Below are 16156 nucleotides of genomic sequence, written 5' to 3' on the forward strand. Positions count from 1 at the left end.
ACCTCTATTGTAATCATTATAGTTACACCACAACATATTGTCAACAAAAAAATCTGCCGAGCTACTCAGCAGACTTAGATTGACGTGCTTTCATTTCTTCTTTCGTATAAATCATGCGCATTGGATTTCCTCCAACAAATGAGCCTGCTGGAACATCCTTATGTACAAGTGTACCAGCCGAAACGATCGCTCCATCCCCAATGGTCACACCAGGTAAAATGGTGGAATTGGCTCCAATTAAGACTTCATCACCAATATAGACTTCCCCAAGTCTGTATTCTTTAATCAAATACTCATGGGACAAAATGGTCGTATTATAGCCAATGACAGTATTTCGACCGACTGTGATTTTCTCAGGAAACATGAGGTCAACCATGACCATTAAGGCAAACGCTGTATCTTCGCCGACCTTCATACGAAGAAAGGTTCGGTATATCCAATTTTTCATTCCCATAAAAGGCGTGTACCGTGCGATTTGAATGAAAATGAAGTTTTTCACCACTTTGAAAAAAGGGACTGTCCGATAGACTTGTCTTAACGAATTGACCCCTTTTACAGGATAACGATCTGTTTTTCTCAACTCAATCAGCTCCAACAATCGCCAGAAGATCACTCATTTTCTTTAGCATAAAATCAGGGCGATGCTTTAAAAGGGCTTCTTCTCCCTTAATTGACCAAGCAACACCTGCTGTTTTTGTCCCTGCCGCTTGACCAGACAAAATATCGTGATAATTATCGCCGACCATCACTGCTTCATGTGGATCACTGCCAAGCTTGGATAATGCCAGCTGGACAGGCTCCGGATGCGGCTTCTCATTTTGGACATCATCGAGCGTCACAATCACTTCAAAAAATGGCTCTAAACCAGTCAGCTTCAATCCCATTAACACTGTGTCACGTATCTTTGTTGTGACAATTCCAAGCTTAAACCCTCGATCCTGCAAGACTTTCAATGTATCTAAAACAGTCTCATATTCAGTGACGAGCAGATCATGCTGTTCATGATTAAACATACGGTACATCTGAATCATGTCATCCGTTAGATCAGGATCCATCGCAGAGAATGTATCAAATAATGACGGACCAATGAAATGAAGGATCTCTTCACGGCTGTACTGACTAGGGTAATAATGATCAAGCGTATGTTGAAATGAAGCAATAATTAATTCATTCGTATTGATTAATGTGCCATCTAAATCAAATAGCACGGTGTTAATAGTTGATTCGTTCATATGGCTTCCTTTCTAACAGCTGCGAGATCGCGCTTTCGCCAAATATAGCTAATGGCAGCTGTTAATAAAATAGCAGATATCAAACGGATGACAAGAAGCGGCCATACAGGAATCCCAAGTGGAATAAATATCAGCGTATCTTCGACCACTGCATGGCAGGCAACAAGGAAAATGAAAGCAAGAGTTAAATCCTTTTTACTCACGCCGTCCTCTTCCACTGCCTTCATCATCACGCCAGCTCCGTATGCCAGACCAATCGTTAACCCAGCGACCATCGTCATCGACGTATTTTCTTTCATCCCAAGCATTCTCGTAAATGGAGACAGCCACTTAGACAGCGTATGGAGCCATCCTAAATCTCTCATGAATTGAATGATGATCATGAGAGGGATGACGATACAGGCGAGCTGGAGCACACCGAGTACGGCTTTTTGTAAAGCGACAAGGACAATCATGTACCAGCTAGAAGGTACATCAGCCGTTTGGGCAGCCGTCAGCAGTCCATATTGTGCCGGCTCCTGGCCTCCCTGCCAAACGAGATGAATGACAATAGCCGAAACAACAGCAAGACTGATTCTGACCAGCAAAATGACAGACACTCTCAGTCCAACCTTTGCTGCCACTGTCGATTCGATGATCAGGTTATGACAAAAGGACAGCATCACGGCCAATATGAACACTTCCTTCACAGGAAGATCTAGTGTCAAAATGGCGGCTATGCCCGCATACAAGTTCAGCACATTTCCTAACACAAGCGGAATGGCTGCTTCTCCTGAAAGACCAAACAATCCCATAAATGGCCGTATGAATTGAATGATCCAATCCATAACAGGCGTATGCTGCAAGATACTGACGAGAATGGTAACCGGAAAGATGACTTTTCCAAGTGTCCAAGTTGTCGATAGCCCTGCTTTTAAGCCGTTTTTCCATGTCTCCCGCATCCTTCTGATCCCCCCTGCTTTAATTCGATGAGTTGTTCTCTTTATACGGAATCGATGCGTGACCTTTTATTCTTCTAAAGATGATCAGCAGAACAGCCACTGCAAAAATGGCAATCGAAATCATTTGAGCGATCCGAAGATGTTCTGTCAGCATCAAACTGTCCGTTCTCATACCTTCTATGAAGAAACGACCGATTGAATACCAAATTAAATAAGACAAGAAGATTTCGCCTCTGCGCATCGATGTTCTACGTAATAAAACCAAGATCACAACACCGGCAAGATTCCATAATGATTCATATAAGAACGTTGGGTGATAATACGTCCCATCAATATACATTTGATTAACGATAAACTCAGGCAAATGCAAATTCTCTAAAAAGGCTCTTGAAACAGCCTCACCATGCGCTTCCTGATTAATAAAGTTCCCCCATCGTCCAATGGCCTGCGCTAGTAAAATACTAGGTGCTGCTACATCGGCTATTTTCCAGAAGGACACCTTTTTCACTTTTGTGAAGACGATCGCTGTCAGCACAGCACCTATCAGCCCGCCATGAATGGCAATTCCGCCATGCCAAATCTTAATGATTTCATTTGGGTGCTGCTGATAGTAATCCCATTCGAAGGATACATAATAAATTCGTGCACAAATAATCGCTATTGGAATGGCAAATAAGATTAAATCAATAAACGTATCTTTATTGATTCCTCTTTTCTCACATTCTCTTAGTGCGAGCCAGAGTCCTAGTAAGGCTCCGACCCCAATGATCACACCATACCAATGAACCGAAAGAGGTCCGAGCTGAAAAGCAATCGGATCAATTGGCTGAATCGCTTCGTTCATATAGACAACTCCTATTCATCTTGGCCATTGTCTTCAATGACATCGGCTAGTTTACTTGTAAATTGTTCCGCCGCATTATGTCCCATGCGTTTTAACCTGAAGTTCATCGCAGCCACCTCAATGATAACCGCTAAGTTTCGACCAGGGCGGACAGGAATGGTAAGCTTCGGTACATCTGTATCGATGATTCGCATCTTCTCTTCTTCAAGTCCTAAACGATCGTACTGTTTGCCTTGTTCCCAAAGCTCAAGATTCATCACAATCGTAATTCTCTTATAGCTTCTGACAGCCCCAGCTCCAAATAAGGTCATCACATTAATGATGCCTAATCCACGGATCTCTAAAAGATGTTCAATCAGCTCTGGTGCGCTTCCGACTAACGTATCCTGATCCTCTTGACGGATTTCCACGCAATCATCTGCGACCAGCCTGTGTCCTCTCTTTACTAATTCTAAGGCTGTTTCACTTTTTCCTACTCCGCTTTTTCCAATTAACAATACACCTACACCATATACATCTACGAGCACGCCATGAATCGCGGTTGTAGGTGCAAGCTTGCTTTCTAAAAAGTTGGTCAAACGACTCGAAAGTCTTGTCGTTTTTAGGCTTGAACGTAACACAGGTACACCATTTTCATTTGAAGCTGCAATTAATTCCTTCGGCACTTCACGATCTCGTGACAAAATAATTGCAGGGGTAATATCAGTACAAAGAGACATCATTCTCTGCTTTCGTTCGCGTTCTGGGAGCTGTTCAAAAAAAGAAAGCTCTGTTTTCCCTAAAAGTTGAACTCTTTCTTTTGGGTAATATGTAAAATAACCAGCCATTTCAATACCTGGTCTGGAAAGATCACTGATTGTAATGGGACGATTAATCCCTTCTTCCCCACTTACCAGTTCAAGATGAAATTGTTCCATTATGTCCTTCGTACGAACTTTCGGCACGCTTCTTCCTCCTTTTATCACAGGCGATTCAGAAATACAGCTCTATTTTATCACTTTCAATGATGATCCCAAAACAGTATTTTATCCTGATCCTGTTTTCCGTTCATCAACTGGTATAGACAACTATACTTAAAAAGGGTAAACTAAGTCAAAGACAATGACTAAAGGGGGCACAATCATGAGCAGCTCTTTATTGCTCTCCAATATTCATATTGTGACAAAGACTGAAATGATGACAAACGGTTTTGTCGGTTTACGCGACGGCAAGATTGACTATATTTCAACATCACCACCGACAGGAAATTATGAAAAAGTATATATTTCCCGGGAAAACTTTTATTTACTTCCCGGAATGATTGATATTCACATCCATGGTGGATATGGAGCAGATATGATGGATGCGACATCAGAAGCCATGAATACACTCGCTGCTAACTTACCATCAGAAGGAACGACAAGTTTTTTAGCCACAACCATCACTCAAAACCATCAGGAAATAGAGCAAGCACTTAAAAATGTCGCCCAGTGGAAACAATACAATGAAGAACAAGCAGGCGTTCAGGCACAATGTTTAGGTATCCATCTTGAAGGTCCTTTTATTTCTAAAGATAAAGCAGGGGCACAGCCTGTTCAATGGATCAAGCAGCCCGATCGCCCTCTTTTTGAAAAATGGCTGGATGCTTCTGAACAGCTTATTCGAATTGTCACGTTCGCACCTGAGGAAGACCCTGACTTTGCTTTTCTTTCCTTGTTGCAAGAAAAAAACATTATTCCTTCTATTGGACATACGAATGCCCATCATGACATGATTGAATTAGCAGCAAAGCATGGTGCACGCCATGTCACACATCTTTATAATGCACTGAGTTCGTTTCAGCATCGAGAACCAAACGCTGTAGGAGCTGCTCTTACGAACGAGGATCTTCATACTGAGCTGATTACGGATGGGATACACTCTCACCCACTTTCCATCAAGCTTGCCTATTTAGCAAAAGGAAGTGATCGTTTAATAATGATCACTGACTCGATGCGCGCAAAAGGACTCGGGAATGGCACGTATGAGTTTGGGGGCCAAACAGTCACAGTCAGCGGCGAAAAAGCTTTACTGGCAGACGGTACACTAGCAGGATCGATTCTGCGCATGAAAGATGGCGTCAAACGGATGAAACAGATCACACATTGCGAATGGACAGAGATCGCAAAGATGACTTCAACTAATGCAGCCATTCAGCTAGGACTGGATCAGCAGCTTGGTTCGATCGAAGTTGGAAAACAAGCAGACCTTGTGATCTGGGATGAGTCTGGCGAACTAATGATGACGATCTGTCATGGACAAATCGTCTTTGAGAATAAGGAGGCCAACCACTAATGAACATCATTGAATTTGAAGATAAAAAACAATTAGGGAAAGAAGCAGCAGCCCTGATCGCGCACACAATCGCTTCTAAACCAGATGCCGTACTCAGCCTGGCAACGGGCGGTACACCTCTTGATACGTATCAAGAGTTAATTCACCTTCATCAATCGCAACAATTGTCATTCAAACAAACAAAAACAGTCAATTTAGATGAATATGCAGGACTTGAGCCAGATCATGAAAATAGTTATATGACCTACATGAAACGTCATTTATTTGATCATATTGATCTTCCACAGGATCAGTATTTTCTTCCAAATGGCGCTGCACCTGATTTAGAAAAAGAATGCTTAAGATATGATCAGCTTATTCAAGATATAGGCGGCATCGACCTTCAGCTTCTTGGAATCGGTCAAAATGGACATATTGGGTTTAACGAGCCCGGTACCCCATTTAACTCAAAGACTCATGTCGTGCAACTAGATGAAAACACACGGCAGGCCAATGCAAGATACTTTTCTTCTATTGATGAAGTGCCTACACATGCCATCACCATGGGCATTGCAAGCATTCTTTCTAGTAAAAAGATTCTCCTTCTTGCATCAGGAAAATCAAAAGCGAAAGTGATACAATATTTAGAACAGACTGAGATACATCCAGACTTCCCAGCATCTGCTCTGAAACTTCATGAAGATGTGACGATTTTGATTGATCGAGAAGCTGGTTCACTACGCTAAAGCTAAACACGAGAGGATTTTCACATGTTTATTGATAAGCAGTCACCTATTCCGATGTACCATCAGATTATGGAGAACTTGAAAAAACAGATTGAGGATGGAACATTAGCACCTGATACACTCATTCCTTCTGAAAGAGAATATGCCGAACGCTTTGGTATAAGTCGAATGACTGTCAGACAAGCCTTATCGAACCTTGTGAACGAAGGATATTTGTATCGACAAAAAGGGAAAGGCACCTTTGTGAGTCGAAAAAAATTTGAACAGCCGCTTCAAGGTTTAACAAGCTTTACAGAGGATATGCGTCAGCGTGGTCTTAAAGCTTCAAGCCAGCTGATTGATTTCAAAAAAATCGTCTGTCCAGATCACTTGCTGCCTGTCTTACAACTCTCAAATGGCGATGCTATATTTGAACTCAAACGGATACGCCTCGCAAATGATGAACCGATGGCGATTGAAACGAGCTATATCCCTGAAGCATTTGCCGGAGATTTAACAAGGGAACATTTAACTGGCTCTATATATGAATATATAGAGACTCAAACAGGCCTTACAATTGCTCATGCAAAACAAGAGCTTGAAGCGAATGTTGCTTCAAATGAAGAAGCACATGTGCTGTCTATTTCAATAGGCGATCCCGTGCTCTCAATCGCAAGAACGACCTATTTTCAGAATGATATTCCCTTTGAATATGTCCTTTCCGTTTATAGAGGAGATCGTTACAAGCTGATTCATACAATGGAAAGATAAACAGTGCCCTTATAAAAGGAGCACTGTTTTTATTTCCTAAGAAATGTTGCTTCACGATCATCTTTTGTATGAATTTTCCATATTGGTGAAATTGCTTTTCCTTGAAAACGATCTTTTGCTACGGTGTACCAATAATAATCTTCGTTTGGCTTTAAGCCTTTCCACTCAAAGCTTGCTTTTTTGCCGCTTCTTACGCCACGCGCCTCTCCTATCAAAACATTTGTGTACACATTGAGTTCAAAATAGTTGGTTTTGACAGATTTCATTTTCGGTGTCAAATCCACATCGATTGAAAATTCATCTTGATCTCCATACGTTTTAGGATCGTAGAAATGCTCTTGATTCATGTAAGGTGAGTATGTCGTAAAATGAAGCTGGTTTTTTTCTTGATCGGCTGTTATCAATCGCATAAACCCTTGTCCCCCTTCAGGTCCTGACTGATAATCAGCGAGTATTTGATATACTTTCCGGTCTACTTTACCATCCTTGTCATCGTCAAGCTCATCTACTTTCCTGCTCGCTCCGTGATAGTGTCCGCTAAATACCGCCACTATATTGGGATGGCGTTTCACCACCTGATGAAAGATGAGGTCACCAATCGGACTGCGGTTGCCACTGACCAACAAATACTCATGGAAATTTAAAATGACAATACGGTCTGGATGCTCAGAAATCACACGGTTCAACCAATCAATTTCATCTTGCTTAATCCCCCAGCCCATGTATACCATCATATAATCATTGCCACCGGCAGAAATGAGATCATAATGACCTCGATTGTTTTGATAGGATTCACCATAATACGGTTTATTTGCAAAGCGTTTCTCACCGAAATATTTCCCATATTCCGCATAAAAACCGTCCTTATGTCGAACATCATGATTTCCTGCTAAAACACCATAAGGAATCTGATGCTCATCTAACACGCGCATAAAGGTATCAGCACGATGCCATTGTTTATCTTTTGAATCATCCACAATGTCACCTGTATGGAACACATATTGAATGTTTAACTTTTCTCTCTGGTCTCTGATCCACTCGACCATTTGTTTAAAGATATGGGGATAGCTTTTTGCATAATACTGTGTGTCAGACATCCAAACCATCTTATATGGCTTTTGCGCTTTACTGATTTCATCCTGTACAAGCAAATCAAACGTATGATTCTTCATGTACTGTCTGACTGATAGCAGTCCTTTCAGGTAAAATTCCTTCTGATCCTTAGCAAAATGATGAGTGATTTTATCCCACTTTTCTTGCTGATGGTTCCATGCATACATGGTCACCTTTCTACCTGACAATGAACTCCCTTTCCACATCGCCTCGACGACATCCTTTTCACGTACATCTTGATCAACCTTGATTTGAAAACGATGATAGGGAAAACGATGTAAATCCTTCGTTTCAACTGACTTACCATCAGCAAATGCAATGCGATTTCGTTCTTGATTAGAAAAAATCACTTCTCCTTTTTCAGTAAAGCTCTTTGGCGGTTCTGTCTCCGCTGCATATTTCAAAATCTTCATTGATGGATGGAGTGATGTATATTGATAGGCACGGTAAAAGGAATAATCCAGCTTATCATTCGTCGGATCCTTGGTGAGCACAGTTTGCTTAGACGATTTCATTTTTGTCTTATCTGCTACTCGTTCTGGTGGCTCAGGGTGCTCATGTACCGTCTTGAATTCCTTTTTCAACGTTGACATGTTTCCTGCGGCATCTTTTGCTTTAATTATCAACGTGTGTTCCCCCGGGTTTAATTCGCTAGAGGACGTCTGGTATGGCAAGGAAATTGGCTTACCATCTACATATGCTTTCATCTCTTCTATGTCACTCCAACGATCCGTTACCTTTGCTTTTAACGTAAAGGCTCCTTTATATGGATCCTTTGTTTGGACGTTGGTTTTAATTTTTGGCCCCGTATTATCGACCATCACACGTACAGATGCATGCTCGTCTGAGGTTTTGGCCTCAATCAGGTGCGGCCCTTCTTTCAACCTTCTTGTATTCCACTTCATATACGTTGAAACATAAGCTTCTTTTGGTATGTCAAATTGAAATGTTCTGACCTTTTTAGCGTTACCGCTGTCTCCCATTCTCCATTCTTTTTGCGGCTTTGCATTGATTGGAGGAATTTGAGTTCCATTCGACAGAATCATCCGAACGTTTTTTAGTTCAAAATCATCGTGATTCTCTCCAGGCAGCCGATCAACTGGAGAAGATTTTGTTCCTGCATGGAAGGAAATCGTTTGGAGACCTGCTTTTTTCATCTCTGCTTCTGGTATTGGCATTGTATAGGTACGATACACTTTAGTCGAATCATCAAAAATAGATAGTAAACGCTTACCTATAAACACACCATTTTTAAAATATAAATTCGTCCCTTTGACATCAAATGCAATATATGGATCTGCTTCAAGGGCAGAAAATACTTGCTGATTCCGCTTTCCATCTATCAATAATTCAATGCTTTTTTTCTGATCAGACGTCGCCTTTAATGGAAATAATCCTGAAACCGTATCTCCTTCTTCTACATTGAATCGAAGGCCATGAGCTTTGCTAACTTGCTCCACATCAACCATTTTTTTCATCGTCATTGCTGTATTTTCACCGTCTGACGCTTCAAGCTGATATTCCAATTGTTCTTTACCAATCAACTCAGGTGAGTAAATAATGTGATGAAATAACCGGTCGTTATGATCTTTTTGAAGCAGTATTTCCTTGAAATCATCTTTCCGATTTGTTCGATAGCGAAGCTTGACGGTTTTGACGACCTGATCATCCTGTACATCTGCTTTAATCTCTATACTTTCAGTTGGTTTTACTGGTTTTTTCACTGTCATATCTTCAATCACAGGTTTATGGATATCCTGAGACATTTCTTTTTTCTCAGATGGAATTTGTGCTTTTAGCACTTTTCCAGGCGTAGGCTCTTCTTCAATTTTCGAGATCAGCTTCATTTGCGAAGTACCGTCCATTGGATATTTGAACAGCAAAGATTTATGCTCACTAAACCATGAAGGTTTCAAGCGAAATGCTGCTGAAGAAATCTCCTCCCCTATATTTGTTGTGATGGAAACAAGACGAGATTTAGAGTTGGACAGCCCTTTGCTTTCGATGACAGATACATCCTCTCCCTCTTTTAATTCACTTTTGTACATGGCATTGAAGTCCGCTATAGTTAAATGCTCCTGCCCTTTTTTCCTCAGCCAGAAAACATACGGTTTTCCAGGCGAAAGAGTAACTGGATTTGTGTGAAAGGAATACACATCATCCATGTCGGTTCCTTGTGCAGGATTGCGATAGCGAAGCTGATAATGTTTAAGGGAGATCGGCTCATGTGTTGTGTTATATACCTCAATAAATTCAAATGCATCTTTGCCTTTGCTATTTTTTGAATTGACCACAATTTCTGTGATGACTAAGTCCGTAATGCGTGAAAGATCCTCTTCAAATCCATTTAAGTGGACAGATTGTTCTGCCGTTTTGATCACGGACTTTTGCGTAAGAAACTCTGTATAGTAACGAACGGTTGAATTCCATAATTGATCTGGCGGAATTTTCGCTGTAAATTCTGGCTTCATACCTGGCAGCCGTTCCATTGGGATCAAACGGTACCCTAGCTCATCACTTTGTTTATAATACAAGTTCGCAGACAAAATTTGTTCCGCATCCGTAATAGACGCACGAAACTGGAGATCACGACTTTTTTCCCCTAGAACTGGACGGACATCCACATGAAAGGGATCAAAGATAAAAGGAGAAAAAGGCTTGTCCGGTATATTGACTTGTGTTTGAATAAAAGGCCCTGCTGAAGCAGGCTGATTGAAACAAAAAAGAATGATAAAAAAACATAAAAGCATGATTTGTCTGCTCACGTTCACCATCGTGCACCGCCTCCCTTCGGATATTGTGTCTCCTGAAGGAAGTTTTTATGTCAGATGAAACGGAGAAACGAGACAAAATGGGTCAAAAAAACCGTTAGCTTTTTTTCGCTAACGGCTCCACAATCCCTTTTTGTATCAACAGATGGAAAATGGATAATATGACAGCCATCCAAATAGCCGTTCCAAACCCATCAATGTTAAAACTATCACCCATAAAACTTGATGTCATCATAAGTGTGATGGCATTAATCACAAATAAGAACAATCCTAGTGTGAGGACGGTTACTGGAAGCGTTAAAATGATCAAAAACGGCTTCACTAAAATATTGAGCAAGGATAAAATGATACTAGCCACAATGGCTGCGCCAAACCCTTCAATATATACGCTCCCAAGCCCTGGCAGAATGCCTGAATCAAAATATCCAGCAATGACGATTAAAAGTAATGCATTTACTAAAATACTGACGATCCATCTAAACATTTAGTTAGTGCCTTCTTCCGGAACAACAAAATACCAGATGAAGTAGACTAGGAAAATTGGCATAAATGCTGTCATAAATCCGATGATGACCGTTAAAATGCGAAGCAGGGATGCATCGACACTTAAGTATTCGGCAAGTCCACCAACAACACCCGCTATTTTTTTATCTGTTGCTGAACGATAAAGCTTCTTCATGTAGAATCACTCCTTGTCTGATTGGTGCTTCACTTGTATTGAACCTGTTTTTGTTTCTGCAAAAATGGATATACTGTTCACTGCCTGTTGATTGGCTTTGATCATTTTCTCTTTTTGTAATGTCTCATTTTTCTCTTTAATCATCTCTGCATCAAGCAAATCGTGAGAAATAGACCCAAGATTGCTTTTCAGCTCAGCGGTCACTGCACACGCACGCGGGATCTGGACGTCCACACTGCCCGTTGTCGTTTTCGCATAGATGGAACGGCACTTCTCATCCGACAGCTGAACAGCAATATTTCCGTTAAAGCTTTGGGCATCAATTGATTCACTTTTCCCGCGCAGGTCAATAAGCCCATTAATGGTTTCTACTTCAATCATACCACACTCGTGATCCGCCAGTTTAATTTGTCCGTTTGCTGTTTCAATTCCAACCTTTTCCGCCTGTAAAGAGGCAAAAGAGACAACACCATTGGTGGTTTTCGTAGCAAGTTCTTTTGTCTTTAGCTTTTCCCCGCGAATCGGACCATTAAACAGCTTAACCTTGATTTTATCGTATTGGATACGCGGTACATATAAAGTAACATTGACTTTCATTGTCTTCTTTTCGGTCCGGATAAAAAATTTATCCCCTTCGAGGCCGCAGTCCAATTGATTGAGAAATTGCTGTCTTGCCTGCTCTCCGTCTTCTGCACGGTAGATTTTCGCATGGCACTCTGCTCGAATATCGCCATCGTCCCAAGGCATCAGATTGAGACTGCCATTCGCCAATTGAATATCTAAGTGAGTGAGTGAGGCGTCTTTGAACTGAAAAATGTGCTCAACGTCGACCGACTGTCCAAAGTTCAAATCAAGATCTACGTCTTTCACCTTTTTCACCGCAGAATCTAACCAGCCAAACAGCTTTGCACCAAGATTTTCGGTACCAGTTCCTTTGCTCTCTGTGCCAGCTTTTTCTTCATGAAAGGTGTGATCAGTCGTTGATTTTTCTAATGAAACAGACGGGCTTTCCTCCAGTTTTTCAAGCAGCGTAATCGCTTCTTTTGCCGATAATGTCCCGTCTTCTACTAATTTTAAAATGCGTTCTTTTTCATTCATACAAAGCCCTCCTACGATTTGATGGATTGAAGTACTTTAATACCTTGAATGATATTCCAAATGACAGAGATCAAAAATCCAATAGCGACTAAAAAGGATAAGATGAGCATCGTGATCACTGGCATGAGTGAGTCACTTGCCTGTGTCGACAATAAAAAAGGGATTGACCCAAAAACCAGCAACACGCACGCTGCGACTGGCAAAACATGTGACCATAATGCCCGCAACGCGTGCCGTTTCGGTTCCTTTTGGTCGACTACAAAATATGCCACAATCGGTACAATAAACGGCATAAAAAAGACACTAAAATAACAAATTGATGCAATGATCGACTGATCTCTATTCATATATATTCGCTCCTTCATGATGAAAATTCCTTTCTAACTCATACGTTTATTGCGTATCAAAAGTTTCAAAATCATTCGATTTACATATGACCTTAGACACAAATTACATCTTTTTGCACCTAAGTGTAGATTCTTCACGGATTACCCTTTAAAATATGTTGAAAAGATGGTGATTATCATTATAGGGGGTAATTATTTTGACAGATCATCATAATACTAACCACACGGCTCAAACGCTTTTAGACCTTATACAGAAACAAAAAAGCATGAACAGCGATATGATCAGGGAGCTTGAGACCATTCATCCGTCTCATCCAAAGTATGGTGATATCCGTTATTTAAAAGTACTGCTCGACAGCAGCAGCACGCATATTTTAAAGGATTTAACGCAAATCAGTCATTTAGTGCCAAAGGAAGATGCGCAATAAAACAAAGCCCCCTCTTAAAAGAGGGGGTTTTTTATGATGAAGTCACACTTTCTGTTTCTTTGACCAACTGTTTCATTCGTTTACGGTCACGCTCTAAAACAGGCTTTAAGTATTGACCAGTGTAAGAAGCTTTTTCTTTTGCAATCTGCTCAGGAGTTCCAGAGGCAATGATCGTTCCGCCGCCTGCACCACCCTCTGGTCCGAGATCAACGAGGTAATCAGCAGCCTTGATAATATCAAGGTTATGCTCAATCACTAGTACCGTATCTCCGTTTTCAACCAAACGCTGAAGTACTTTTAATAAACGGGCAATATCATCCACATGCAAACCTGTTGTCGGCTCGTCTAAAATATAAAGAGACCTTCCGTTTGAACGGCGGTGAAGCTCAGATGCCAATTTCACACGCTGTGCCTCTCCTCCAGACAATGTCGTCGCAGGCTGTCCAAGTGTAATGTACCCTAGTCCAACATCAAAAATCGTTTGAAGCTTCCGCTTAATTTTCGGGATGTTCTCGAAAAATTGGAGTGCGTCCTCCACGGTCATTTCAAGCACATCAGCAATGTTTTTCCCTTTATATGTGACCTCAAGTGTTTCGCGGTTATACCGTTTCCCGTGGCACACCTCACAAGGCACATACACATCCGGTAAAAAGTGCATTTCGATTTTAATGATGCCATCTCCGCGACACGCCTCACAGCGGCCACCTTTGACGTTAAAGCTGAATCTTCCTTTTTTATACCCTCGTACCTTTGCTTCATTCGTTTGTGCAAACACATCCCGCACATCGTCAAATACACCTGTATACGTGGCAGGGTTAGATCTCGGCGTACGACCGATTGGAGATTGGTCAATATCAATCACCTTATCTAATTGATCCATTCCTTTGATTTCTTTGTGCTGTCCTGGCTTCGCTTTTGCTCTGTGCAGTTTTTGCGCAAGTGATTTTAAAAGAATTTCATTCACAAGCGTACTTTTCCCTGAACCAGACACCCCAGTCACAGCTGTAAAGACACCTAGAGGAAACTTCGCATTGACGTTTTTCAGGTTGTTTTCTTTTGCACCTTTGATCTCAATGTAGCGGCCGTCAGGCTTTCTTCTTTCGATCGGCAGCGGGATAAATTTCTCTCCAGATAAGTATTGTCCTGTTAAAGATTTCTTGTCCTTCATGACTTCTTCCGGCGTTCCAGCTGAAATCACTTCTCCTCCATGAACTCCTGCTCCAGGTCCAATATCAATCAAATAATCAGCGGCTAACATCGTATCTTCATCATGCTCTACGACAATGAGGGTATTCCCGATGTCACGCATGTTTTTCAATGTCCCGATCAATCGGTCATTATCACGCTGATGCAGACCAATAGATGGTTCATCTAATATATAAAGAACACCTGTCAGCCTTGACCCGATTTGAGTCGCCAGACGAATCCGCTGAGCCTCTCCTCCGGATAGTGTGCCAGCCGATCGGCTCAATGTGAGGTAATCTAATCCCACATTATTTAAGAAGGATAAGCGCTCTTTGATTTCACGCAAAATGAGCTGAGCTATCTGCAAATCTTTCTCAGACAATTCGATTTCACCATATAAATCAAGGGCATCAGAAACAGACAAATCAGTGATTTCTCCAATATGTTTGCCATTGATCAGAACCGCAAGCGTTTCTTTTTTCAGGCGATAACCTTTACATGTCGGACATGGCTGGTTCGCCATATATTTTTCCATTTGCTCACGAATATAATCAGAGCTGGTTTCCTTATAGCGTCGTTCAATGTTACGAAGAACACCTTCAAATTCAATTTCATTTTCACGTACCTGACCAAAATCATTTTCATATTTGAAATAAATTCGTTCAGAGCCGCTGCCATATAAAATTTTATCGAATAAATGCGACGGTATATCTTTCACTGGAATGTCCATGTCAATGCCGTAATGGGTACATACTGCCTCAAGGAGCTGAGGATAGTATTGTGAGCTCTGCGGCTCCCAAGGGGCAATGGCATGCTGTCGTAACGTCAAATCCTTATTAGGAATGACAAGCTCAGGGTCAACTTCTAGTTTAGAGCCAAGCCCATCACAGCTCGGACAGGCACCAAAAGGACTATTAAATGAAAACATTCTCGGCTCAAGCTCACCAATAGAAAATCCGCAGTGTGGACAGGCATGATGTTCACTGAATAACAGCTCTTCTTGTCCAATCACGTCAATCATCACACGGCCTTCACCAAGTCGCAGCGCCGTTTCAAGGGAGTCAGACAGCCGAGCCGCAACGCCTTCTTTCACCACGATTCGGTCGATCACGACTTCAATGGAATGCTTCTTGTTCTTTTCAAGCTCGATCTCTTCTGACAGATCTTCCATCTCTCCGTCGACTCTTACTCGCACATAGCCTTGCTTTCGAATTTGATCAAGTACTTTGACATGTGTCCCTTTGCGGCCAGATACGACCGGCGCAAGCACTTGCAATTTCGTTCTTTCTGGATATTCTAAAATACGATCTGTCATCTGCTCAATCGTTTGGGACGTAATTTCAATCCCATGTATCGGACAAATCGGTTTCCCAACTCGAGCATACAAGAGTCGTAAATAATCATAGATTTCAGTAACGGTTCCAACTGTTGATCTAGGGTTCCTGCTCGTCGTCTTCTGATCAATACTAATCGCCGGAGAAAGACCTTCAATCGCATCTACATCCGGTTTATCCATTTGACCGAGAAATTGGCGCGCATATGCTGAAAGAGATTCAACGTACCTGCGCTGACCCTCTGCATAAATGGTATCAAAGGCAAGCGACGATTTTCCTGAACCAGATAAACCCGTGATGACCACTAGCTGGTCACGCGGGATATTCACATCAATATTTTTAAGGTTGTGGGCTCTAGCACCTTTCACCTCTATTCGTTCCATAGCCATCAGGCAA

At 41.7% G+C, this 16156-nt stretch carries 15 protein-coding genes; 4 read left to right on the forward strand and 11 right to left on the reverse strand.

The window, feature by feature from the left end; genetic code table 11:
* Positions 1–61: 61 nt before the first annotated feature.
* From ACQYAC_RS10215 to hprK, 5 genes are read right to left on the reverse strand one after another with little or no spacing between them, the layout of a single operon-like run.
* Complete coding sequence (locus ACQYAC_RS10215) at positions 62–580, reverse strand: acyltransferase (RefSeq protein ID WP_144461752.1); 519 nt, start codon at positions 578–580, stop codon at positions 62–64.
* A gap of 1 nt (position 581) precedes the next feature.
* Positions 582–1232, reverse strand: coding sequence for a pyrophosphatase PpaX (gene ppaX / locus ACQYAC_RS10220; RefSeq protein ID WP_429943233.1), 651 nt, complete (start codon positions 1230–1232; stop codon positions 582–584).
* Positions 1229–2173, reverse strand: coding sequence for a nucleoside recognition domain-containing protein (locus ACQYAC_RS10225; RefSeq protein ID WP_058013600.1), 945 nt, complete (start codon positions 2171–2173; stop codon positions 1229–1231). The genes ppaX and ACQYAC_RS10225 overlap by 4 nt, the downstream gene beginning before the upstream one ends.
* Before the next feature lie 19 nt (positions 2174–2192).
* Positions 2193–3017 carry a prolipoprotein diacylglyceryl transferase gene (lgt, locus tag ACQYAC_RS10230; protein ID WP_169055766.1) on the reverse strand — a complete coding sequence of 275 codons (825 nt, stop codon included), beginning with the start codon at positions 3015–3017 and terminating at the stop codon, positions 2193–2195.
* Positions 3018–3028: 11 nt separating this feature from the next.
* A complete protein-coding gene (gene hprK, locus ACQYAC_RS10235; RefSeq protein ID WP_058013598.1) occupies positions 3029–3961 on the reverse strand; it encodes an HPr(Ser) kinase/phosphatase in 933 nt (310 codons plus the stop codon).
* 178 nt (positions 3962–4139) lie between these two features.
* Between hprK and nagA the strand changes: the two genes are divergently transcribed.
* From nagA to ACQYAC_RS10250, 3 genes are read left to right on the forward strand one after another with little or no spacing between them, the layout of a single operon-like run.
* Positions 4140–5330: an N-acetylglucosamine-6-phosphate deacetylase gene (gene nagA / locus ACQYAC_RS10240; protein ID WP_429943234.1), complete on the forward strand. Its 1191-nt coding sequence runs from the start codon at positions 4140–4142 to the stop codon at positions 5328–5330.
* A complete protein-coding gene (gene nagB / locus ACQYAC_RS10245; protein WP_268466823.1) occupies positions 5330–6055 on the forward strand; it encodes a glucosamine-6-phosphate deaminase in 726 nt (241 codons plus the stop codon). The genes nagA and nagB overlap by 1 nt, the downstream gene beginning before the upstream one ends.
* Positions 6056–6079: 24 nt before the next feature.
* Complete coding sequence (locus tag ACQYAC_RS10250; protein WP_429943235.1) at positions 6080–6805, forward strand: GntR family transcriptional regulator; 726 nt, start codon at positions 6080–6082, stop codon at positions 6803–6805.
* Between the two features lie 29 nt (positions 6806–6834).
* Here the strand turns inward: ACQYAC_RS10250 and ACQYAC_RS10255 are convergent, their stop codons facing one another.
* The 5 genes from ACQYAC_RS10255 to ACQYAC_RS10275 all read right to left on the reverse strand — a co-directional run bounded on the left by ACQYAC_RS10255 (position 6835) and on the right by ACQYAC_RS10275 (position 12813).
* A complete protein-coding gene (locus ACQYAC_RS10255; RefSeq protein WP_429943236.1) occupies positions 6835–10692 on the reverse strand; it encodes a metallophosphoesterase in 3858 nt (1285 codons plus the stop codon).
* A gap of 94 nt (positions 10693–10786) precedes the next feature.
* The gene (locus ACQYAC_RS10260; RefSeq protein ID WP_012011384.1) at positions 10787–11173 is read right to left on the reverse strand and encodes a phage holin family protein; all 387 of its coding nucleotides are present in this window, start codon (positions 11171–11173) and stop codon (positions 10787–10789) included.
* Positions 11174–11368, reverse strand: coding sequence for a PspC domain-containing protein (locus ACQYAC_RS10265; protein WP_044139369.1), 195 nt, complete (start codon positions 11366–11368; stop codon positions 11174–11176).
* Between the two features lie 6 nt (positions 11369–11374).
* Positions 11375–12466 carry a DUF4097 family beta strand repeat-containing protein gene (locus ACQYAC_RS10270; protein ID WP_429943237.1) on the reverse strand — a complete coding sequence of 364 codons (1092 nt, stop codon included), beginning with the start codon at positions 12464–12466 and terminating at the stop codon, positions 11375–11377.
* 11 nt (positions 12467–12477) lie between these two features.
* The gene (locus ACQYAC_RS10275) at positions 12478–12813 is read right to left on the reverse strand and encodes a hypothetical protein (RefSeq protein WP_012011387.1); all 336 of its coding nucleotides are present in this window, start codon (positions 12811–12813) and stop codon (positions 12478–12480) included.
* 197 nt (positions 12814–13010) lie between these two features.
* On the opposite strand from ACQYAC_RS10275, the gene ACQYAC_RS10280 reads away from it, so the two are divergent.
* Complete coding sequence (locus tag ACQYAC_RS10280; RefSeq protein WP_058013592.1) at positions 13011–13241, forward strand: hypothetical protein; 231 nt, start codon at positions 13011–13013, stop codon at positions 13239–13241.
* 31 nt (positions 13242–13272) lie between these two features.
* Here the strand turns inward: ACQYAC_RS10280 and uvrA are convergent, their stop codons facing one another.
* Positions 13273–16149, reverse strand: coding sequence for an excinuclease ABC subunit UvrA (uvrA, locus tag ACQYAC_RS10285; RefSeq protein ID WP_323639442.1), 2877 nt, complete (start codon positions 16147–16149; stop codon positions 13273–13275).
* Positions 16150–16156 lie beyond the last annotated feature (7 nt).

It is taken from the genome of Bacillus sp. MM09(2025) (assembly GCF_050496725.1).
In the GTDB taxonomy this organism is placed as follows: domain Bacteria; phylum Bacillota; class Bacilli; order Bacillales; family Bacillaceae; genus Bacillus; species Bacillus pumilus.

What these genes read in the sequence shown, in the direction of transcription:
- ppaX (WP_429943233.1), bottom strand. Translation starts at nt 1,232, where the DNA reads ATGAACGAATCAACTATTAACACCGTGCTATTTGATTTAGATGGCACA.
- ACQYAC_RS10225 (WP_058013600.1), bottom strand. Translation starts at nt 2,173, where the DNA reads ATGCGGGAGACATGGAAAAACGGCTTAAAAGCAGGGCTATCGACAACT.
- lgt (WP_169055766.1), bottom strand. Translation starts at nt 3,017, where the DNA reads ATGAACGAAGCGATTCAGCCAATTGATCCGATTGCTTTTCAGCTCGGA.
- nagA (WP_429943234.1), top strand. Translation starts at nt 4,140, where the DNA reads ATGAGCAGCTCTTTATTGCTCTCCAATATTCATATTGTGACAAAGACT.
- nagB (WP_268466823.1), top strand. Translation starts at nt 5,330, where the DNA reads ATGAACATCATTGAATTTGAAGATAAAAAACAATTAGGGAAAGAAGCA.
- ACQYAC_RS10250 (WP_429943235.1), top strand. Translation starts at nt 6,080, where the DNA reads ATGTTTATTGATAAGCAGTCACCTATTCCGATGTACCATCAGATTATG.
- ACQYAC_RS10255 (WP_429943236.1), bottom strand. Translation starts at nt 10,692, where the DNA reads ATGGTGAACGTGAGCAGACAAATCATGCTTTTATGTTTTTTTATCATT.
- ACQYAC_RS10260 (WP_012011384.1), bottom strand. Translation starts at nt 11,173, where the DNA reads ATGTTTAGATGGATCGTCAGTATTTTAGTAAATGCATTACTTTTAATC.
- ACQYAC_RS10265 (WP_044139369.1), bottom strand. Translation starts at nt 11,368, where the DNA reads ATGAAGAAGCTTTATCGTTCAGCAACAGATAAAAAAATAGCGGGTGTT.
- ACQYAC_RS10270 (WP_429943237.1), bottom strand. Translation starts at nt 12,466, where the DNA reads ATGAATGAAAAAGAACGCATTTTAAAATTAGTAGAAGACGGGACATTA.
- ACQYAC_RS10275 (WP_012011387.1), bottom strand. Translation starts at nt 12,813, where the DNA reads ATGAATAGAGATCAGTCGATCATTGCATCAATTTGTTATTTTAGTGTC.
- uvrA (WP_323639442.1), bottom strand. Translation starts at nt 16,149, where the DNA reads ATGGCTATGGAACGAATAGAGGTGAAAGGTGCTAGAGCCCACAACCTT.